Annotated in this window: 18 protein-coding genes; 7 read left to right on the top strand and 11 right to left on the bottom strand. The window is 73.1% G+C overall.

The genetic code is table 11. The features are described 5' to 3' along the window. Window positions 1-23 precede the first annotated feature (23 nt). Window positions 24-1,181: a glycosyltransferase family 4 protein gene (locus tag EL245_RS00450; RefSeq protein WP_126381105.1), complete on the top strand. Its 1,158-nt coding sequence runs from the start codon at window positions 24-26 to the stop codon at window positions 1,179-1,181. 47 nt (window positions 1,182-1,228) lie between these two features. Here EL245_RS00450 and nrdR read toward each other — a convergent pair whose 3' ends face one another. Next, window positions 1,229-1,687: a transcriptional regulator NrdR gene (nrdR, locus tag EL245_RS00445; RefSeq protein ID WP_126381103.1), complete on the bottom strand. Its 459-nt coding sequence runs from the start codon at window positions 1,685-1,687 to the stop codon at window positions 1,229-1,231. Between the two features lie 122 nt (window positions 1,688-1,809). Beyond that, complete coding sequence (locus EL245_RS00440; RefSeq protein WP_126381101.1) at window positions 1,810-2,526, bottom strand: LysM peptidoglycan-binding domain-containing protein; 717 nt, start codon at window positions 2,524-2,526, stop codon at window positions 1,810-1,812. Window positions 2,527-2,750: 224 nt separating this feature from the next. Between EL245_RS00440 and lexA the strand changes: the two genes are divergently transcribed. Beyond that, window positions 2,751-3,533, top strand: a complete 783-nt coding sequence (gene lexA, locus EL245_RS00435) for a transcriptional repressor LexA (protein ID WP_126381099.1) — start codon at window positions 2,751-2,753, stop codon at window positions 3,531-3,533. A 183-nt stretch (window positions 3,534-3,716) separates the two neighbouring features. Here lexA and EL245_RS00430 read toward each other — a convergent pair whose 3' ends face one another. From EL245_RS00430 to hflX, 3 genes are all read right to left on the bottom strand, one after another. Then, window positions 3,717-4,721, bottom strand: a complete 1,005-nt coding sequence (locus tag EL245_RS00430; protein ID WP_126381097.1) for an L-lactate dehydrogenase — start codon at window positions 4,719-4,721, stop codon at window positions 3,717-3,719. A 130-nt stretch (window positions 4,722-4,851) separates the two neighbouring features. Beyond that, window positions 4,852-6,786: an ATP-dependent DNA helicase gene (locus EL245_RS00425; RefSeq protein WP_126383821.1), complete on the bottom strand. Its 1,935-nt coding sequence runs from the start codon at window positions 6,784-6,786 to the stop codon at window positions 4,852-4,854. A gap of 115 nt (window positions 6,787-6,901) precedes the next feature. After that, complete coding sequence (hflX, locus tag EL245_RS00420) at window positions 6,902-8,476, bottom strand: GTPase HflX (RefSeq protein ID WP_126383819.1); 1,575 nt, start codon at window positions 8,474-8,476, stop codon at window positions 6,902-6,904. Between the two features lie 239 nt (window positions 8,477-8,715). Between hflX and EL245_RS00415 the strand changes: the two genes are divergently transcribed. Genes EL245_RS00415 through EL245_RS00405 form a run of 3 tightly spaced genes read left to right on the top strand, consistent with a single transcriptional unit; the run spans window position 8,716 to window position 11,424 of the window. Continuing rightward, entirely contained in the window at window positions 8,716-9,363 is a 648-nt protein-coding gene (locus tag EL245_RS00415) for a hypothetical protein (protein ID WP_126381095.1), read from the top strand. Further along, complete coding sequence (locus tag EL245_RS00410) at window positions 9,360-10,760, top strand: MFS transporter (protein ID WP_232009801.1); 1,401 nt, start codon at window positions 9,360-9,362, stop codon at window positions 10,758-10,760. The genes EL245_RS00415 and EL245_RS00410 overlap by 4 nt, the downstream gene beginning before the upstream one ends. 49 nt (window positions 10,761-10,809) lie before the next feature. Beyond that, a complete protein-coding gene (locus EL245_RS00405; RefSeq protein ID WP_126381093.1) occupies window positions 10,810-11,424 on the top strand; it encodes a class I SAM-dependent methyltransferase in 615 nt (204 codons plus the stop codon). A 100-nt stretch (window positions 11,425-11,524) separates the two neighbouring features. Here the strand turns inward: EL245_RS00405 and EL245_RS00400 are convergent, their stop codons facing one another. The 6 genes from EL245_RS00400 to miaB all read right to left on the bottom strand — a co-directional run bounded on the left by EL245_RS00400 (window position 11,525) and on the right by miaB (window position 17,915). Continuing rightward, window positions 11,525-12,760, bottom strand: coding sequence for a hypothetical protein (locus tag EL245_RS00400; protein ID WP_126381091.1), 1,236 nt, complete (start codon window positions 12,758-12,760; stop codon window positions 11,525-11,527). Between the two features lie 80 nt (window positions 12,761-12,840). Beyond that, window positions 12,841-13,803, bottom strand: coding sequence for a diaminopimelate epimerase (gene dapF, locus EL245_RS00395; RefSeq protein ID WP_126381089.1), 963 nt, complete (start codon window positions 13,801-13,803; stop codon window positions 12,841-12,843). Window positions 13,804-13,813: 10 nt separating this feature from the next. Continuing rightward, a complete protein-coding gene (miaA, locus tag EL245_RS00390; protein ID WP_126381087.1) occupies window positions 13,814-14,797 on the bottom strand; it encodes a tRNA (adenosine(37)-N6)-dimethylallyltransferase MiaA in 984 nt (327 codons plus the stop codon). A 10-nt stretch (window positions 14,798-14,807) separates the two neighbouring features. Beyond that, complete coding sequence (locus tag EL245_RS13455) at window positions 14,808-15,476, bottom strand: type III secretion system chaperone family protein (protein WP_232009800.1); 669 nt, start codon at window positions 15,474-15,476, stop codon at window positions 14,808-14,810. Then, window positions 15,473-15,955, bottom strand: a complete 483-nt coding sequence (locus tag EL245_RS00380) for a type III secretion system chaperone family protein (RefSeq protein ID WP_126381085.1) — start codon at window positions 15,953-15,955, stop codon at window positions 15,473-15,475. Before EL245_RS00380 ends, EL245_RS13455 begins: the two co-directional genes overlap by 4 nt. A gap of 259 nt (window positions 15,956-16,214) precedes the next feature. Then, window positions 16,215-17,915 carry a tRNA (N6-isopentenyl adenosine(37)-C2)-methylthiotransferase MiaB gene (miaB, locus tag EL245_RS00375; RefSeq protein ID WP_126381084.1) on the bottom strand — a complete coding sequence of 567 codons (1,701 nt, stop codon included), beginning with the start codon at window positions 17,913-17,915 and terminating at the stop codon, window positions 16,215-16,217. A 147-nt stretch (window positions 17,916-18,062) separates the two neighbouring features. Here miaB and EL245_RS00370 point away from each other — a divergent pair, with 147 nt between their 5' ends. Together EL245_RS00370 and EL245_RS00365 are read left to right on the top strand one after the other, a co-directional pair. Then, window positions 18,063-18,881 (top strand): amino acid ABC transporter ATP-binding protein, encoded by an 819-nt coding sequence (locus EL245_RS00370; RefSeq protein ID WP_126381082.1) that lies wholly within the window; start codon window positions 18,063-18,065, stop codon window positions 18,879-18,881. 63 nt (window positions 18,882-18,944) lie between these two features. Beyond that, on the top strand, window positions 18,945-19,832 hold the full coding sequence (locus tag EL245_RS00365; protein WP_126381080.1) for a glutamate ABC transporter substrate-binding protein: 888 nt from the start codon (window positions 18,945-18,947) through the stop codon (window positions 19,830-19,832). The last annotated feature ends 41 nt before the right edge of the window (window positions 19,833-19,873 follow it).

The following is a 19,873-nucleotide window of genomic DNA, read 5'->3' as shown; positions in this document are numbered from 1 at the left end:
CCTCCTGACCGTAGACTCCGGCCATGCGCAGGACTCTTCTGGTCACCAACGACTTCCCGCCCGTGGTCGGAGGGATCCAGTCCTACCTCGAGGACTACGCCCGGCGCCTGCCGGCCCAGGACCTCGTCGTCCTGGCCTCGACGCCCCCCGAGGGCCCCGAGGCGGCTGCCGCCTACGACGCCACCGTCCCCTTCGAGGTCGTCCGGGTCCCCACCCGCGTCCTGCTGCCGACCGCCGGGGTGCGGGCCCAGATGAGCCGGCTCATCGCGAGCCGAGGCGTCGAGACGGTCTGGTTCGGTGCCGCCGCGCCCCTGGGGCTGCTCGGCGGCGCGGCCCGCAAGGCCGGGGCGAGCCGGGTCATCGCCACGACCCACGGCCACGAGGTCGGCTGGTCGATGGTTCCCGGCGCCCGCCAGGCGCTGCGCCGCATCCTGGGTGGGGCCGACGTCGTCACCTACATCTCGGAGTACACCCTGGGTCGCCTGCGCCCCTTCATCCCCGAGGGGACCCGCACCCTGAGGCTGCCCAGCGGCATCGACGTCGAGCGGTTCCGCCCCGACCCCGCACAGCGCCAACGGCTGCGGTCCCGCTACCACCTGGGCGAGGCCCCCACGGTGGTGTGCGTCTCACGGCTCGTGGCACGCAAGGGCCAGGACTCCCTCATCGAGGCCTGGCCCCGCGTCGTCGAGCAGGTTCCCGGCGCCCGGCTCGTCATCGTCGGCTGGGGCTCCTACGCCCGCAGGCTGGCGCTGGCCCGGCGCTCCTCGCCGGTGCGCGAGCAGATCCTGCTCACCGGCAAGGTGCCCTCCGAGGAGCTTCCCGGCCACGTGGCCATGGGCGATGTGTTCGCCATGCCCTGCCGCACCCGCGGCGGCGGCCTGGACGTCGAGGGCCTGGGCATCGTCTTCCTCGAGGCCTCCGCGGCGGGCCTTCCGGTCATCGCCGGCACGAGCGGGGGGGCGCCCGAGACGGTGGTCGAGGGAGTGACCGGGACGGTCGTCGACGGCCTCGACCAGGACGCCCTCGTCGGGGCGCTCGTGGAGCTGCTCGAGGACGCGGAGCTGCGCGCACGCATGGGTGCCGCCGGCCGCGAGCTCATGATCGAGCGATGGACCTGGCCACCTCTGGTCGACAGCCTCATCGACGCGATCGATGCCATCGACACCATCGATACCGCGTGACACGACGACGCGAGGCCACCGGTCCCACAAGCCCCGGTCAGTGCCGGTCAGCTCCGGTCGCCTCGGCCCGCCCGTAGGCCCTCGATGGCCTTCTCGAAGTCCTCCAGGGAGTTGAAGTCGGAGTAGACCGAGGCGAAGCGGAGGTAGGCGACCTCGTCGAGCTCCCGCAGCGGGCCGAGGATCGCCAGGCCCACGTCATGGGAGTCGACCAGCGCCTGGCCCGTGTGCCGGATCGCCTCCTCGACCTTGTGGGCCAGCAGCGCCAGGTCGTCCTCGGACACCGGCCTGCCCTGGCAGGCACGGCGCACGCCGACGATGACCTTGGTGCGGGAGAAGGGCTCAACGGCACCGGAGCGCTTGCGCACCGACAGACTCGCGGTCTCGATGGTGGTGAAGCGGCTCCCGCACTGGGTGCACTCACGACGCCGACGGATCGACATGCCGTCCTCCGCGGTCCTGGAGTCCACGACGCGGGACCCGTCGTGCCGGCAGAAGGGGCAGTGCACGCGTGGCTCCTCCGACATCAGGCGACATGTGTCCTCTCCGGAGGGTAGGCGTGGGCGCCCGCTCCCCGCAAGCCCGCCGCCACCCGGAGGTCGTGCGGGAACGCACCGCCGGGCGCCACCGGTCACTGGACGGGGACGAGAAGGGTCTGCCCCGGCTGGAGGGTCGAGCTGGACAGGCCGTTGAGCTCGACGATCTGGGCCATCGCCTCGTCGACGTCGGAGGCGCCGGTCGCCGCCGCCAGGTCCCACAGGCTCTGCCCCTGCCCCACCGTGGCGGTGGTCGTGCGCTGCACGGCGGAGTCGACCCCGGACACGACGATGCCCGCCGCGACGATGGCCGCCGCGGCCAGCACCCCGGCACCCAGGGCCGCAAGACGACGCAGCACCACCGGCGCCCCGGACCCGCCGGCCCGAGCCGCCCGACGCGCCACGAGGCGGTCCTCTCCCGCACCGTCTGGCCGCAGGTCGCCCCGCACCACCGGGGCAGGGGACCTGCGGCGGGCCCGCACGGCGGGGTGGTTGGGGGCAAGAGTCTCAAGGGCATCAAGGGCATCAAGGGCATCAAGGCCCTCGAGCCGCGCACCGCCCCTGCCCACCGCGCCGTGGGGACGGGGCGCCGCGGGCCGACGGGCCGCACGCGGGGCCAGCGCCCCGGTCGCCTGCACGCCACCCGCGCGGTCCGCTGAGGTCACGAGCCGCAGGTGGGCCCGGCCCTCGCCGCGCGCACCCGCCTCCGCGGGCTCGGCGGGGCCCGCGACGTCGACGTCGAGGTCAAGGTCGACGTCAGTGGCGGGCACGAGACGCAGCCGGGGCGAGGGCGGGATCACGAGAGCACTCATGGGACAACCTCCTGGAACACATGTTCGACGAACACCTGTTCGATACGATAGCGACCGCGGGCCGACACGTCCAGAGGCTCTTCGAACACATGTTTGAATGCGTGGGCGTTCCGCCGTAGGCTTGACTCATCAAGGTCATCACGGGGCACTGACACGAACTCCGCCCTCCCCGGCCGTCCGGGCGCGGTGGAGGGCGGGCCCCGGCACAGGAAGGGAGGCCGCCGATGGTCGGGGGCACCGAGCACGAGCGCGCTGCGCGGACGGAGCCGGTCGCGCAGGCCCTGGAAGGGCTCGACGCACGGGCCCGCGCGGTCTACGACACCGTGCGCGAGGCCGTGGCCTCCCACGGCTACCCGCCCTCGATGCGGGAGATCGGGGCGAGGGTGGGGCTGACGAGCCCGTCGTCGGTCAAGCACCAGCTCGACAAGCTCGAGCGGCTCGGCCTCGTGCGCCGCGACCCGAACCGTCCCCGCGCCCTGGAGGTCATTGTCCCGCCCCCGGCCGAGCAGGCCGCCGACGCGACCGCCACGACCGCCACGGGCACCACAGGAACCTCGGTGCACGCATCCGTGGCCCCTGAGCCGCCTGCCGTCCCGGTCCTGCCCGGGATCGAGGAGGGGGAGGCGGTCGCCGTCCCGCTCGTGGGGCGCATCGCCGCGGGCTCACCGATCCTGGCCGAGCAGGAGGTCGAGGACGTCATGGCCCTGCCGCGCCGCCTGACCGGCGAGGGAGAGCTCTTCATGCTCCAGGTCGAGGGCGACTCGATGGTCGAGGCCGCGATCTGCGACGGCGACTGGGTGGTCGTGCGCGCCCAGGCCGACGCCTCCAACGGCGACGTCGTGGCTGCCATGGTCCAGGACGTCGACGGCGCGAGCGCCACCGTCAAGGTCCTGTCCCGCAAGGACGGTCACCAGTGGCTCCTGCCCCGCAACGCCGACTACTCCCCCATCCCCGGAGACGAGGCGACCATCATGGGCAAGGTCGTCACCGTGCTGCGCGCCCTGTGACCTGGGCCAGCACCGCGAGATCGGGACACATGACACCGCGAGATCGGGAGAAATGACACCTCGAGATCGGGAGAAACGGCACGCGCCTCCAGGGACACGAGTGGCCCGGACCCCTCCTTGGGTCCGGGCCACTCGCTGACGCCGGTCGGGCACCGGCCGGTGCCCTGCAGGGCCGCCTGGGCGTCAGTAGCCCAGGCCGCGGGCGACCTCGCGCAGGCGCTCGGCCGACGCGGTCAGCCTGTCGCGCTCGTCGAGGGTGAGGGGCAGCTCGAGGCGCCGGCCCGCGCCCTCGCGCCCGACGATCGTCGGAACGGCCATGCACACGTCGGAGATACCGTGCCAGTTGTCAAGCAGCGGGGAGATGGTGAGCACACGCTGCTCGTCGTTGAGGACCGCGGAGATGATGCGCTGGACGGCCAGGCCGACGGCGTAGTTCGTCGCCCCCTTGCCCTCGATGATGCGGTAGGCGGAGCGCACGACGTCGTGGGCGATGCGGTCGCGCTTCTCCTGGTCGAAGACCCCACCGTCCAGGGTCTTGCCCCACTGGGTGATCGGCACGCCGCCGATGCCGGTGGTCGACCACAGGGGAACCTCGGAGTCCCCGTGCTCACCGGCGATGTACCCGTGGATGTTCTGGGTGGCGGTACCGGTCTCCAGCGACACGAGGTAGCGCATCCGAGCGGTGTCGAGCACCGTGCCCGAGCCGAAGACCTGGTTCTCGGGAAGCCCGGTGATCTTCTTGGCGCAGTATGTGACCACGTCGACCGGGTTGGCCACGAGCAGGAAGATCGCGTTGGGGGCGACCTCGACGAGCTTGGGCAGGATCTTCTCCATGATGCCCACCGTCGCCCCGGCCAGCTCGAGGCGGGACTGCCCGGGCTTCTGCTTGGCCCCGGCGGTGATGGCCACGACGTCGGCGTCCCGGCAGATCTCAGGGTCGTCGGACCCCAGGACCGAACCGGCCGAGGTGAACTGGATTCCCTGGGCGATGTCGAGCGCCTCGGCCTCGACCTTCTCCTTGGCGATGTCCTGCAGGACGATCTCGCGTGCGACACCCTTGGTCACACAGGCGTAGGCGAGGGTGGAGCCCACGGCGCCGGCGCCGATGATGGCCACCTTCGAGGGGCGGCCGCCCGCGGCGGTGGGGTAGGAGCCTTGGGCGCTGTTGGTGATCGTGACGTCGGACACTGCATTCCTCCGAATCAGGGTGGGGTGGCAAGGCGTTCTCGCCCCGTCCAGGTCCAAGGCTACGCGTCGCACCACCCTGCTCGCAGGGGCATTGGACCTACCTCGTGAACGGATCGCCTGGACGGGCCCGTCACCGGGTCGCCGTGTCGGTGCGCGCGGGCCGGCCCTCGTCGGCCAGGCGGGCCAACGCCCCCAGGACGACCTCCCTGTCCCGCGTGGGCCACAACGGGGGCATGGAGCGTGCCAGGAAGGCGCCGTAGCGGGCGGTGCGCAGGCGCGGGTCGAGCACGGCGACGACCCCGCGGTCCTCGGCGCGGCGCACGAGCCTGCCCGCGCCCTGGGCCAGGAGGAGGGCGGCGTGAACCGCCGAGACCGCCATGAACCCGTTGCCCCCGGCGGCGGCCACCGCCTCCGAGCGCGCCTGGGCCACCGGGTCGTCCGGCCGGGGAAAGGGGATGCGGTCGATGACCACGAGGCGGCAGGCCCGCCCGGGGACGTCGACCCCCTGCCACAGGGACAGGGTGCCCACGAGACAGGCGTCCTCCCGGGCGGCGAAGGCCTCGACGAGGGTAGGCAGCTGGTCCTCGCCCTGGGCGTACACGGTCAGGTCCGTCGCGCCACGCAGCATCTCAGCGGCCTCCTGGGCGGCACGCCGCGAGGAGAACAGGCCGAGCATGCCGCCCCGGGAGGCCTCGGCCAGGGCCAGGACCTCATCGAGGGTCGCCTCGGAGATGCCCGTGCCGGGCCGTGGCAGGTGGGTGGGGGTGTAGAGGATGCCCTGGCGGGCGTAGTCGAAGGGGGTCCCGACGTCGATACCGCGCCAGCCCCCGCCTGCCAGGCTCAGCCCCAGGGCGTGGGCCATGGGCTCGAAGCCGCCCCCCAGGGACAGTGTGGCCGAGGTGAGCACCGCGGCCCTGTCCGCCAGGAGGGTGTCGGCCACGGCGCCGGCGACGTCGATGGGAGCCAGGGTGAGTCGGGGCGGGTCGGCCCCCATGCGGGGCCGCTCGACCCAGGCCACGTCGCGGCGCTCGGCCACCGAGTCCGAGGTCATCCGCGCGGCGGCCTCGACGAGCTCGTTGAGCGCCGTACGGGCCAGGGCCACTCCCCCGGCCGCCGGGCCCGTGGCACCCTCCGCCGTCTTGGCGGCCTCACGCAGGTCGGCGAGCACCTGGCGCGCAGCGGCCTCGACCAGGACGAGGGCCTCGTGCAGCGGGCCGGGCAGGCCTCCTGCGAGCCGTCCGTCGGGCAGGTCGGCCAGGGCGAGCTGAAGCCCCTGCCCTGCCGACTCCAGGTCGGCGACCAGGACGGAGGCGTGCCTGCGGGCGGTGGCGGCCACCCGCGCCACCGCCGAGGCCGACAGGCTCACCGTCCCCTGTGAGCGGACCCTGTCGGCGAGCTCGTGGGCCTCGTCGACCACGAGGACCGTGTGCTCGGGCAGCACCCCGGTGTTGCCCGAGGCCGCGATGCCCAGCATCGCGTGGTTGGTCACGACGACGTCAGCCTGGGCCGCGGCGGCCCGCGCGAGCTCGGGGAAGCACTCGGCGCGCAGGGGGCACGAGGGCCCCAGGCACTCGGCCCGCGAGACCGAGACCTGCGCCCAGGCGCGGTCCGACACCCCCGGCACGAGGTCGTCACGGTCACCGGTGTCGGTCTGGGCGGCCCACTGGCGCAGGCGCACCACCTGCTCCCCCGTGCTCGTCGTCTCCCCCGTGCCCGGGCGCGGGGCGCGGGCGGCCTGCCCCGCGGAGAACAGGGTGTCCTCCTCGTCCTGCGGGTAGCCGCCCTCGAGGCGGTGACGGCACACGTAGTTCTGCCAGCCCTTGAGCAGCGCGACGACCGGTCGGGTCCCGGTGACGGCCTCGACGGCGTCGGCCGCCAGGGGCGCGTCCTTGGTCAGGACCTGGCGCTGGAGGGCCAGGGTCGCGGTCGACACGACCGCGCGCCGACCGGTGTCGACGGCGTCGACCATGACCGGAACGAGGTAGGCGAGCGACTTTCCCGTGCCGGTGCCCGCCTGGACGAGCAGGTGGTCGCCCTCGAGGGCGGCGACCACCTGCCGCGCCATCTCGGTCTGCCCCTCCCGTGGGCTGCCGCCCAGGCGCGCGACGGCGTCAGCCAGCGCGGCCTCGGTGCGCTCCAGGGGAGAGTCGTCGCCCTCCACGACCGAGCTCACCGGGGCCTCACCCCTCGGCCGGGCCCTGCCCGGCGGGTCCTGCCGCACCGACGTCAGCAGCCGTGAGCTCGGCGGCCAGGGGGGCGTCGACCCGTGCCGTGATCCTCGTGCCGGCCTCGACGTAGTCGATGAGGTCGATCTCACCGTCGGCGTGGACCCGGGAGACGAGGTCGCCACGCGAGTAGGGCACGACGACGTCGACGCCCACGGACGGGCGCGGGAGCCGGGCGTCGACCGCCGCCCGCAGCTGCTCGATGCCCTCGCCGGTGCGGGCCGAGACCGTCACCGCGCCGGGGAAGCGGGTCCGTAGCGCCGCCAGGGTCACCGGGTCGGCGAGATCGGCCTTGTTGAGCACGATGAGCTCGGGGACCTCCAGGGCTCCGGGGATGTCAGCCAGGACCCCCCGCACGGCTGCCACCTGCCCCACCGGGTCGGGGTGGGCGGCGTCGACGACGTGGAGGAGCAGGTCGGCCCCCGCCACCTCCTCGAGGGTGGAGCGGAAGGCCTCGACGAGCTCGTGCGGCAGGTTGCGCACGAAGCCGACGGTGTCGGTGAGGGTGTACAGGCGGCCGTCGGCGGTCTCGGCCTTGCGCACGGTGGGGTCGAGGGTCGCGAACAGGGCGTCCTGGACCATAAGGCCCGCCCCCGTCAGGCGGTTCATGAGCGAGGACTTTCCCGCGTTGGTGTACCCGGCGATGGCCACCGAGGGGATCGGGCCGCGGCGCCGGGCACCGCGCTTGACCTCCCGGGAGGGCGTCATCGCCCGGATGTCGCGGCGCAGCTTGGCCATGCGGTTGCGGATCCGACGCCGGTCGAGCTCGATCTTGGTCTCCCCCGGCCCGCGCGAGCCGATGCCCTGGCCTCCGGCGACCCGACCACCGGCCTGCCGGGACATCGACTCTCCCCACCCGCGCAGGCGCGGCAGGAGGTACTCGAGCTGGGCGAGCTCGACCTGTGCCTTGCCCTCACGGGACTTGGCGTGCTGGGCGAAGATGTCGAGGATGACGGCGGTGCGGTCGACGACCTTGACCTTGACGACGTCCTCGAGGGCCCGGCGCTGGGAGGGGGCGAGCTCGCCGTCGACGATGACCGTGTCGGCTCCGACCGCGGCGACCATCTCGGCGAGCTCCTTGGCCTTGCCGCTGCCCAGGTACGTCGCCGGATCGGGGTGGTCCCGACGCTGGATGAGCGCGTCGAGGACCTCCGATCCCGCCGTCTGGGCCAGGGCGGCGAGCTCACGCAGGGAGGTCTCGGCGTCCTGGGCGCCGCCCCCGGGACCGTGGGGCTCGCGGGCGCCGGCGCTCGGCGTCTCCAGGCCGACGAGCACGACCCTCTCGAGGCGGATCTGGCGGTACTCGACCTCGCTGACGTCCTCGAGCTCGGTGGACAGACCCGCCACACGGCGGGTCCCGGCGCGCGCCTCGCGCTCGAGGGCGCCGTCGTCCAGGTCGGGCGGCACGTGCTCCCCGGCCGTGGAGGCCAGGGCGGTGCCGTGGCGCGACAGGACGCGCGAGACGATGTCCTGGGCCGGGTCAGGGGCGGACCGGGCCGAGGGCGCGGACACGGGGGTACGGTTGGTCATGTCGGTCACAAGGACTCCTTCACGTATGCATGCGGTGGTCCGGAGCGGTGCTCAACGGACCTGCCCGGTCGGGCGTGGTCGGTGGCGGCGCCTGGGACAGGCCACCAGCTCAGCGCATACGGAAGATCCACATGGGCGCATGCTAGCGCCTGACGGGCCGTCTCCGAAACCCGGGGCGCTCGATCCGTCCGAGGTCCGAAGGGGCCACGGCTCGGTAACCGCCTCGTTATAGTTGCCCCATGATTCCCTCGGAAGATCACCCTGCGTCCGAGTTCGACAGCGACGAGTACATCGAAGTCGAGTACATCGACCCTGACGGCGAGTACATCCACCCTGACGACGGGTACATCGACCCTGACACCGCACCACCGCCGGAGCAACCCCTGATCGCGTTGACCCCTGAGCAGCTCAAGCAGCTGATCATGCTCCCCCAGGCTCAGGTACAGGCACAGGTCGAGGCGCAGATGAGGGCTGAGGCCGAGGCGCAGATGCGGGCTGAGGCCGAGGCCGTGAGCTCGGAGATCCAGACGACCGCCCTGACGTCCCTCATCTTCGGAGCCGTTGCCATGGTCATCGGTGCTGCGGCGGGAGTCACGTTGTTCGCGTACCTGTACGAGCCGCCGATCACCGAGGACATCTCGGGCACGATCACCTTCGGACTCTTCGGCCTGGCCCTGCCCTTCGGCTGGCACGCAACGAGACCGCGCGACTCCATCGTCATCGTCTTCCTGCCGGGCCTGACGTGGCTGATCATGACGGTCCTGCGGGCGTGGTTCTCCATCGTCATCGGCCTTCCCGCGATGCTCTTCTACCTCTTGCGGGCGCTAGTGAGGCTTTCCCGTGCGCGACGCCTGCGCGCGGCGGCGACCTCTCCACTGTTCGAGTGACCTCCCCCCCCCCGTCCGAGTCCAGTCAGCCCGGGCCGAGTGCACCGCCTCCTTCGCCACGCGCCCTGCTCACCTCGCCGGTCGGGCACCTGGCGGCGGCCGTCCTCGTCGTCGAGCTGCTCGCGGGCATGCAGACCTACCTCAACCAGACGGTGCTGCCGCTGCTCGCCACCGACCTGGGGGCACGTCGCCACTACGGGCTCATCACGGCGGCGGGAATGGTCCCGACCTTCCTCACCATGCCCCTGGGAGGGTTCATGCTCTCCAGGTGGCGGGCCGACCGGGTCATGAGCGTGCTGACCGGCGCCCTCGTGGCGGGCGCGGTCACCGGAGCCCTCGCCCCCGGGGTCGGCGTCTACGTGCTCGGCGAGGTGCTGCGCGGGCTGGCGGCAGGCGCCCTGGCCACCGTGGGCATGGGCGTGCTCGTCATGGCCCTGCCCGAGGCCTGGCGCCGGCTGTGCCTGGCGGCGGGCTCGGCGATGTGGGTGGTCTCCTCCCTGCTCGGTCCGGCCTACGCGGCCTCGGTCTCCTCGGCGCTCAGCTGGCGCTGGGCCCTCGTGGGCTACCTTCCTCTGCTCGTGGCGGCCCGCGCGGTCATGGCCCGCCAGGTCCGCGACCTCAGGGTCGCCGACGAGCCCCAGAGCCCTCCGGTGCTCCCGGCCCTGGTCATGGCCCTGGGCGTGGGGGCCATCGGCGCCGTCGCCTCCTCCTCCGCCTGGTTCTGGCCGGTGGGCTGCGCGGGGACCGCCGCGGTCGTGTGGGCCTGCGCCAGGGTCTTCCCGCCAGGGGTCATGCGACTGGAGCCGGGACGGCGGGCTGCGGTGGCCGCCCTGGCCTGGCTGTGCTCGGCGTACTTCGCCCTCGACTACCTCATCGCCCCGGCGGCGCACGACGTCCTGGGCCTGGGGCCCGGGCCGATCGGCTGGGCCCTCACGGCCGCCGGCCTGTCCTGGTCGGTCGTCGCCATGTGGTGCGGGGCCCACCCGGCCAGGCTGGCGAGGACCTACCGGCTGCGCACCGGCGCCGGCGCGGCCGCGATGGCTGCGGGAGGCGGCGCCATGGCCGTGACGCTGGCCGGAGGGGCCCCGTGGTGGGTGCTGCACGTGGGCTGCTCCCTGGCGGGGATGGGCATGGGCGCCACCCACCAGGACACGGTCATCCGCTGCGTGACCGCACCCACCGAGCTCGGCGCCCCGCACGACGGGATCGCCCCGACCCAGGCCGCCACCTCGGTGGCGATCGCGGGCAGCGCGGGAGCCGCTGCGCTGGGCACCCTCGTGACCGCCTTCGTCTCCCCCACCGACGCCGGCGTCGATGCCTCACGGGTCGTGCCGGTGTGCCTCGCCCTGGCCGCCGGGCTCGCGGCGACCCCGCTGCTGGCCCGTCGTGCCGCCTAACGGGTTGGTCCTCGGTCCGAGCCGGGACCGCGCCCGGTACCCTGCGGTCGTGACCGAGCACTACTTCAGCGCCTCCCCCGGCGTCGGCTCCCGGGAGCGTGAGCACCGCTTCATGATCCGCGGCGTCGAGCACGAGGTGACGACGGCAGCAGGGGTCTTCAGCGCCGACCGCCTCGACAAGGGCACGCAGGTGCTGCTCGACCACGTCCCCGACCCGCCCGCCACGGGCACCCTCCTCGACCTGGGCTGCGGCTGGGGGCCGATCGCCCTGGCCCTGGCGGACGCCTCCCCCGGGGCCAGCGTGCTGGCCACCGACGTCAACGAGCGCGCCCTGGACCTGACAGCGCGCAACGCCGCGGGGGCAGGGTGCACCAACGTGCGTGCCGTCGAGGCCGGCGTCCTGCTCGACGAGCTGGTCTCGGCCGGCACCCCGGTGGACCTCATCTGGTCCAACCCGCCGGTGCGCGTCGGCAAGGAGGCCCTCCACGACCTGCTCGGAGGCTGGCTGCCGCTGCTCGCCCCGGACGGTGAGGCGTGGCTCGTCGTGGGCAGGAACCTGGGGGCGGACTCCCTGGTCGGCTGGCTGGGGAGGCAGGGCTGGGCCGTTGAGAAAGCCGCCTCGTCCACGGGCTTCCGGGTCCTGCGCGTGCGGCACCGTCCCTGACCCCCAGCCCCAGGCCCTGCGGTCAGGTTGGGCGAGGGTTGACGAGGACGGCGGCAGGACGCCCCTGCCCGACCGGCTACCTGACCTGATACCCGACCGACTACCCGACGGACCAGACCTCTCGGTCGAGCGTGTGGGGATCCACCTGCGCCTCAGCCAGCCCCGCCCAGGTCTCCTCGTCGGAGGGCCAGGCCCCCACGGCCCAGCGATCCGGCCACCACCCCGGGAGGTGCTCGAGGCCCAGGAACGCGGCGGCCCTCGCCCAGGGCACCACCAGCCTGCCCCGCGGCGAGCGCAGATCGAGGTACTCGACCTCAGGCAGGATGAGCTCACCCGCCCCCACCTCGACCTCGACGGCGGTCGGCTGCATCCCCTCCCCCGCCACGGGCAGGATGACCGGCGGCGGGTCGGGCGGGTTCGGGTCGTTCCTCAGAGCGTGGGTGAGCAGCTCGGTCTGTGCGGCGTACTGGCTGCGCACGTAGCGGCGACGCAGCAGCCAGGCGATCGCCCCCAGGCGCGTTCGGGGCTGCCTCCAGGCGCGCAGCCTGCCGTCCTCGACGACCAGCGGGAAGGGGAGCATGGCCCGCGGGTCGTCGAGGTAGACCTCCTCGGCGTAGCACAGAGCCGCGTCGACCGCCTCCTCATCGGACTCGGGCAGGACGAACATCTCGTTACGGGTCACCGGGAAGACGAGCTGGCGGGACAGGCCATAGACGGGGTTGGCCACCGCACCGATCGGCCGGGCGAAGACCTCGGGAAGGACCAACCAGGAGGGGTGGTAGCCGTAGGGGCTGACGACGAAGGCGGCTCCCTGACCGGTAGCGCCGATGGGCTCGATCGAGGTGCGGTACCCGCAGCGGCTGAGGTTCTCGCGCGCCGCGCGGAACAGCGCCTCGGGCGAGGCGCCCCACGAGCCGGCCGTCTCGCGCATCAGGACCTCCGTGGTGTCGGGGTGGTCAACGCCGACGACCTCGACGAGGTGCTCGGCCATGGGCCGCAGGATGGCCTTTCCCGCCACCCTGGGATCGAGGAACAGGGCGGAGGGGCGGACCAGAGGCATGATCCGGTCCCAGGGCGTCTCGGGCTCAGGGGTGTGGTCGGCGGGGAACCGTCTCAGGTAGTCGGCCGTCATGGCCACACGCTCCTCGAAGAGAAGGCCCCGGCTGCTGCGCTCGGGGTCCGAGCACAGGAACTCGCTGCGGTTCCCGTTGGCCTCGGTCAGGCGAAGGGTGATCCCGTCGACGTGGATCTGCGCGTCAGGGAAGACCTCTCGGGCCGCGGCCCGCACAACGTCCTCGTAGGAGTTCGTGCCGTTCATGCCGTCCATGCCATCCATGCCGGGAGCATAGGAGGCCCGCCGCTGCGCCGGGGCGGGTCGATCTGCCCATCGCCCCGGCGCCGGTACCGGGGTAGCCGTCAGGCGAGCGTGAACCTGCCGACGATGACCGCGGGGCCGGTGAGCAGGACGACGGCGTCCTGCCCGAGGGGGTCGGCTCCCACATGCACCCCGAGCTGCCCCCCGGGCACCTCGATGAGGTAGTCCTCGGGCGCGCCCTGGCCCTCCCAGGTGTGGAGGGCCACCGCAGCGGCGCAGCAGCCGGTGCCGCAGGATCGGGTCTCACCGACACCTCGTTCCAGGACACGCATCCGGGCCAGTCCGACGCGCTCACCGGTGCCGGGGTCGAGACGGTCGCCCAGCGGCACGACGAGCTCGAGGTTCGTGCCCTGCGGCGGCTGCGGGTCGTAGAGCACCGGCGCTCCCGACCCGGTCAGGCCGGCCAGCCCCGCGGCGGCGAGCTCGTCGTCGTCAGCCAGGGCCACGACGGCGTGCGGGTTGGGCATGGCGATGCTCAACGCGGCCCGGGGCCCGTCAAGCCCCGGGACCGTCACGGTCGTGTCCCACCCCTCCTCTCGCGGGTCGGCCAGGGCCCCGTCGGCGGGGGCCAGGCGCGCCCGACCCATGTCCACCGTCCACAGGTCGCCGCTGCGGGTGACCGTCCGCGCACCGCCTCGCGTCCCGATCGTGACCGATTCGCCGTCGGACAGCGCCACCAGTCCCTCGGCGTCGAGGACGGCGGCGAACAGGCGCGAGGCGTTGCCGCACATCTCGGCCACCGAGCCGTCAGCGTTGTAGTAGTCCATGAACCACTCGGCCTCGGGGACGGCCTCGAGGAAGGCCTCGGCACCCGGCAGCCGGGCAGTGCGCACCACGCGGACGAACCCGTCGGCGCCCACACCGGCACGCCGGTCGCACACCGCGGCCACGTCGCCGGCGCTCACCTCGACCTCGCGGTCGGGGTCGATGAGCACGAGGAAGTCGTTCTGCGTGCCGTGCCCCTTGATGAGCTCGTGTCCGGCCAGGCCCCAGGCTGCTGTCATGGGCGCAAGCCTAAGCGACCCCGTCGCGGCCCTCGTCCCAGCGCGCGACGAGGCCGACAGCCTCGCCCACGACCCGCTCGCGCTCCCCCGCCAGCCACTGCCCGCTCGCGTCGACCTCGACGTCGAGCCAGTGGACGCGCGGGTCACGCCTGAACCACTTGAGCTGGCGGGAGGCCAGCCGGCGGGTGGCCGCCGCCGTGGAGTCGACCGCCTCCTCGGTGGTCATGAGGCCGTCGAGGACGGACAGGGCCTGGACGTAGCCGATGGCGCGCGAGGCGGTCGGTCCCTCGCGCAGGCCACGGGCGGCCAGAGCCTCGACCTCGGCCAGGAGGCCGGAGGCGAACATGGAGGCGGCACGCACCTCGATCCGGTGGTTGAGCGCCTGCCGGTCGGTGCGCAGGGCGAGGTGGACGGTGGGCACGAGGTCGGCGTAGCGGGGCAGGGAGGCGGAGAAGGGCCGCCCGGTGAGGCGGATGACCTCCAGGGCGCGGACGACCCGGCGCGTGTCACCGGGCTCGATGCGCGCGGCGGCCGCAGGGTCGAGCCCCTCGAGCTCCGCGACAAGCCTCGCGGTCCCCTCCGACCGGGCGCGCTCCTCGAGCTCTTCCCGCAGCCGTGGGTCGGTGCCCGGGAAGTCGAGCGCGTCGGTGACGGCGCGCACGTACAGCCCCGAGCCTCCCACGATGAGGCCCCGGTTCCCACGGTCCTCGATGTCGGCCAGGTCCTGGCGGGCGCGCCGCTGGTAGGCGGCGACCGAGGCCTCCTCGACGACCTCGAGGACGTCGATCTGGTGGTGGGGGTGCCCGCGCCGCTCAGCCACCGGAAGCTTCGCCGTGCCGATGTCCATCCCACGATAGAGCTGGGAGGCGTCGGCGTTGACGACCTCACAGGACGGGCCCGCGGCCCCCAGGGCGTCGGCCAGGTCGAGGGCGAGCTCCGACTTGCCGGTGGCCGTGGGGCCCACGACGGCCAGGCGCACCGGTCCCCCGCTCATGACCGCCCCCTCACAGCTCGGGCAGGAGCGGGCGGATCCTGCTCAGTGCCTGGGTGCAGGAGAACAGCGCCGTGTCCACGTGCAGGCGCAGCTGGTCGCTGGTCACGCCCGCCTCGAGGTCGACGAGGTAGGAGGCCCGCACTGCCGGGCCGCCGGGAGCGTCGTTGATCGTCACCGTGGGGAAGAGCTTGTCGCGGTTCCAGTCGTTGACGGCCGCGGCCAGCTCGTCGCGCAGGGCCGGTCCGGCCGGCTCCTCCCAGCCCCCGGAGATGAGGAGCCAGCCGTCGTGGCCCTCGGGGATCTCGAAGATGAAGGGGTAGGAGCCCCACATCCCGACGAGGCTCGTACGACCGTCCTCGACATGGCGCTGCACCTCGTAGCCCAGGGCACCGGTGATGACCGTCTCGACCCGGTCCAGGGTCAGGGGGGAGGTCATCTCCGGGCGGGGTGGGGTCTGACGGGGCCCGCCGGGAGCCGGGCTCGCGGTGGTGCCCGACTCGACGGGGGGTGCCTCGAACGGCCCGTCGGGGCCCGGCCGCCGGGCCCGCGTCTCGTCCTCGGATCGGGGGATGCCGGCCGCCCTGCCGGAGGGCGGGCCAAGGAGCCGCTCGTCCCAGCGCTTGGCCACGAGTCGGGCGATGAAGTCGGAGATCCTGTCCCCCCGGCGCCTGGCGCTCACGGCTCAAGCCCTCCTCGCAGAGGGTCGGGGAAGAGGACCTCGGCCTCCCGGACGAGGGCGACGATGAGCCTGCAGCCGGTCAGGACGAAGTCCTCGAGCTGGGCGTCGGTCATGCCCGCCTCGAGCGGGTAGGCGATCTCTCCGTGGAGCCGGACGACCCCGCCGTCGGAGACCGTCAGGTACGCCTTGGGCCCGATCCTCGTGGCGTTCCACTCCTCGACAAGGCGTCGCAGGTCGCCCAGGTGCTCGGTGTCAGCGATACGGAACCAGGTGCCGCGCAGCTGGAGGACACCCGCTCCCGGGAACAGGACGCGGACCGTCACGTACCGCCAGGGGATGCCGACATGACCCTCGTCGTCGACGAAGAAACGCAGGTCGAGGCGCTCGACGCAGCTCACGACCCGCTCGTTGTCCACAGGCGTCGGGGCCGCGGGGACGGGGGCGTCGCGGAAGGCGCTGGCGGCTGACGGAGGGGGCACGGCACCACCCTAACGAAGGGACGCCGCCAGCCCCATGCGCCGGGGGCCGCTCTCACGGTGAGCGGAACGGCGGGCGGCGGGTCCGCTCGGCCCGGACCGGCGCCTGCCGGCCGGCACCGCAGCGTCTCGCAGGCGGACGGTCGTCGATGACGGCGCCCCCCGGCAGCGATCTGTGACGTGCCAGATGTCCCGATCTCGAGGTGCCACTTCTCCCGATCTCGAGGTGCCAGATGTCCCGATCTCGCGGTGGAGGGGGGAGCTACCGGCTCCCGGGGGCGCCGAGGCGGATCGTGGGCATGCCGATGGCCACGGGGGCGGTGTCGGGCTCGGGGGCCGCGCAGGCCTCGGCCTGACGGCGCTCCCAGGCGTCCCCGGCCCGGGTCCGGCGCACCTCGAACAGGGCCGGGCCGTCGTCGAGCCACACCCGGTCCCCCGGTGCCAGGGCCGCGTTGACCGCCGCCTGCTGCGCGCTCAGCGGCTCGCCGCACTGGGCGGAGTCGGCGATGAGGTGGTGGGGGGCGCCGTGGGTGACGCGCACGGTCACCATGTCGCCCGGGCGCGGTGCTCCCCCGGCGCGGTCCTGCGCCTCGAGGCCTGCGGGCAGGGCGACGTGGACGAGGCGGTTGTCGGCGGCCCGCCCCGAGACCCGGGCGGTCGCGGCGTCGCGTCGCCCCTCGCCCTCGGCGACGAGCACCTCGACGACCCTGCCCTCCTGGGCGGTGTTCTCCTCGTGGGTGATGCGCCGCACGAGCTCGTCGAGCCTGGCGTAGCGCTCCTTGACCACCTCCTGGGGGACCTGGTCGACGAGGTCGGCGGCCGGGGTCCCGGGTCGCGGGGAGTACTCGAAGGTGAAGGCCGAGGCGAAGCGGGCCCGCTCGACGACCTCGAGGGTCGCGGCGAAGTCCTCCTCGGTCTCCCCGGGGAAGCCGACGATGATGTCGGTCGTGATCGCCGCGCGGGGCATGCGCTCGCGGACCCTCTCCAGGATCCCCAGGAAGCGCTCGGAGCGGTAGGACCGGCGCATGGCCCGCAGGATCCGGTCCGAGCCGGACTGCAGCGGCATGTGCAGGGACTCCATGACCGTCGGGGTGGCGGCCATCGCCTCGATGACGTCGTCGGTGAAGGCCGCCGGGTGGGGGCTGGTGAAGCGAACCCTCTCGATGCCCTCGACGGCGCCCGCGGCCCGCAGCAGCCTGGCGAAGGCTCCCCGGTCCCCGAAGCCCACGCCGTAGGAGTTGACGTTCTGTCCCAGGAGCGTCACCTCGATGGCGCCCTGGGCGGCGACGGCCTCGATCTCGGCCAGGACCTCCCCGGGACGGCGGTCGCGCTGCCGTCCCCGCAGGGACGGCACGATGCAGAAGGTGCACGTGTTGTTGCAGCCCACGGCGATCGACACCCAGGCCGCGTAGGCCGACTCCCGGCGGGTGGGCAGGGTCGAGGGGAAGACCTGGAGGGACTCCTCGATCTCGACGGCGGCCGCCTCGTTGTGGCGGGCCCGCTCGAGCAGGGCCGGCAGCACGTCGAGGTTGTGGGTGCCGAAGACGACGTCGACCCACGGGGCGCGCTCGACGATCCCCTGCCCCATCTGCTGGGCCAGGCAGCCCGCCACGGCGATCTGCATGCCGGGCCGCTCGCGCTTGACGGCTGCGAGCTGACCGAGGTTGCCGAACAGACGGGTGGCCGCGTTCTCGCGCACCGAGCAGGTGTTGACGATGACGACGTCGGCGCCGCCGTCGCCGGCCGGGGTGGCCCGGGCCACGGCCTCGGGCACGTCCTGGGCGCGCCGGTAGCCGGCGGACTCCAGGAGGCCGGCCATGCGCTCGGAGTCGTGGACGTTCATCTGGCAGCCCAGGGTGCGCACGTGGTAGGTGCGCGGCACCCGGCCCTCACCAGAGGATGAGGCGGGCTGGGCGGCGGTCGACGTCGTGGTCGGCGTCGAGGTGGTCGAGGTGGCGGTCATCGCCGGGCAGTCTAAGGGATCGCTTCTCACGGGCCGTCCGGACCCGGGCCCCACCGGCACCGGCACTGCCTCCGCCCGACCAGATTGTGACGTGATTGACACATATCGGATCCATCACGGAAACGCGGCGATGTTGTCATCGCACGCATGACGTCTCCTTCCCCCGGCCCTGAGACCGCATCCGCAGGAGCCCGGACCGCTCCCCGCGGCAGTGCGGGCAAGGACCCCGACGCCGTGCTCGTCGAGCTCATCGGGGTCAACAAGCACTTCGGCGACCTCCACGTCCTCAAGGACGTCAACCTCACGGTCAGCCGAGGAGAGGTCGTCGTCGTCCTGGGACCCTCGGGATCGGGCAAGTCGACGCTGTGCCGCGCCATCAACCGCCTGGAGTCGATCGGCAGCGGGCGCATCGTCATCGACGGCCGGGAGCTGCCCGAGGAGGGCAAGGAGCTGGCCCGGCTGCGCGCGGACGTGGGCATGGTCTTCCAGTCCTTCAACCTCTTCGCCAACAAGACGATCCTCGACAACGTCACCCTCGGCCCGATCAAGGTCAGGGGCATGGCCAAGGACGAGGCCCAGACCCTGGCCCGGGGGCTCCTGTCGAGGGTCGGCGTGGCCGACCAGGCCGCGAAGTACCCCGCTCAGCTCTCCGGCGGCCAGCAGCAGCGCGTGGCCATCGCCCGGGCCCTGGCCATGCGGCCCAAGGTCATGCTCTTCGACGAGCCGACCAGCGCCCTGGACCCCGAGATGGTCAACGAGGTCCTCGACGTCATGACCGAGCTCGCCGCCGAGGGGATGACGATGATCATCGTCACCCACGAGATGGGCTTCGCCCGCAAGGCCGCCGACCGGGTGGTGTTCATGGCCGACGGGGCGGTCGTCGAGCAGGCTCCCCCCGAGGAGTTCTTCTCCCAGCCGCGCACCGAGCGCGCCAAGGACTTCCTGTCCAAGCTCATCTCCCACTGACCTCCCACTGATCCCCACCGACCACCCGTCTCGTCACCCCTCGTCCACGGCAGGAGGCCTGTCATGCACGTGCTCCCACCCGGGGGCCCCGGCGCGTCGGGGCCCCGAGGCCGCTCGGGCCCGAGGCGCCGGCGGCCCGTCCTCGCCTGCGTCCTGGCAGCCCTCCTGGCGCTGAGCGGGGCCCTGGCGGCCTGCTCCTCGGCCCAGGACTCCGGCGACCACACGATCCGGATCGGCATCAAGTTCGACCAGCCGGGCATGGGGCTCAAGGACGGCAACCGCTACACCGGCTTCGACGCCGACATGGGTCGGGCGCTGGCCGCCGAGCTGGGCTACAGCGAGGACGAGATCATCTGGGTCCAGACGGTCTCCGCCCAGCGCGAGACCATGCTCGCCAACGGCCAGGTCGACATGATCCTGGCGACCTACTCGATCACCGAGGCGCGCAGGCAGAAGATCACCTTCGCCGGCCCCTACTTCGTCGCCGGTCAGGACCTCCTCGTGGCCGAGGACTCCGACATCACCGGCCCCGACGACCTCGACGGGCGCATCCTGTGCTCGGTCGAGGGCTCGACCTCGGCCCAGACGATCCGCGAGGACTACTCCGAGACGGTCCAGCTCTTCCCCGTGCGCACCTACGCCCAGTGCGTGGAGTTCCTGGCCGCGGGCACCGTCGACGCCGTGACCACCGACGACATCATCCTGGCCGGCTTCGCCGCCCAGCCCCTGTACTCCGGGACGATGCGCCTGGTAGGCCAGACCTTCACCGAGGAACAGTACGGGGTCGGCCTTCCCAAGGACTCACCGCGGTGCCAGGACATCAGCGCCGCCATCACCAGGCTCATCGAGGACGGCACGTGGGAGCGGCTCCTGGCCGAGAACGTCGGCGCCTCCTTCACGCCGAACCCCGAGCTCAACCCTCCCACCGTGGACCCGGGACTGTGCGAGTAACCGTGCGAGTCACCGTGCGAGCTCCAGCCCGGCGCCCCGCC

Origin of the sequence: Actinomyces howellii, from assembly GCF_900637165.1 — a bacterium.
Classification (GTDB): Bacteria; Actinomycetota; Actinomycetes; order Actinomycetales; family Actinomycetaceae; genus Actinomyces; species Actinomyces howellii.
This window is presented reverse-complemented; position numbering and strand designations above follow the sequence as displayed.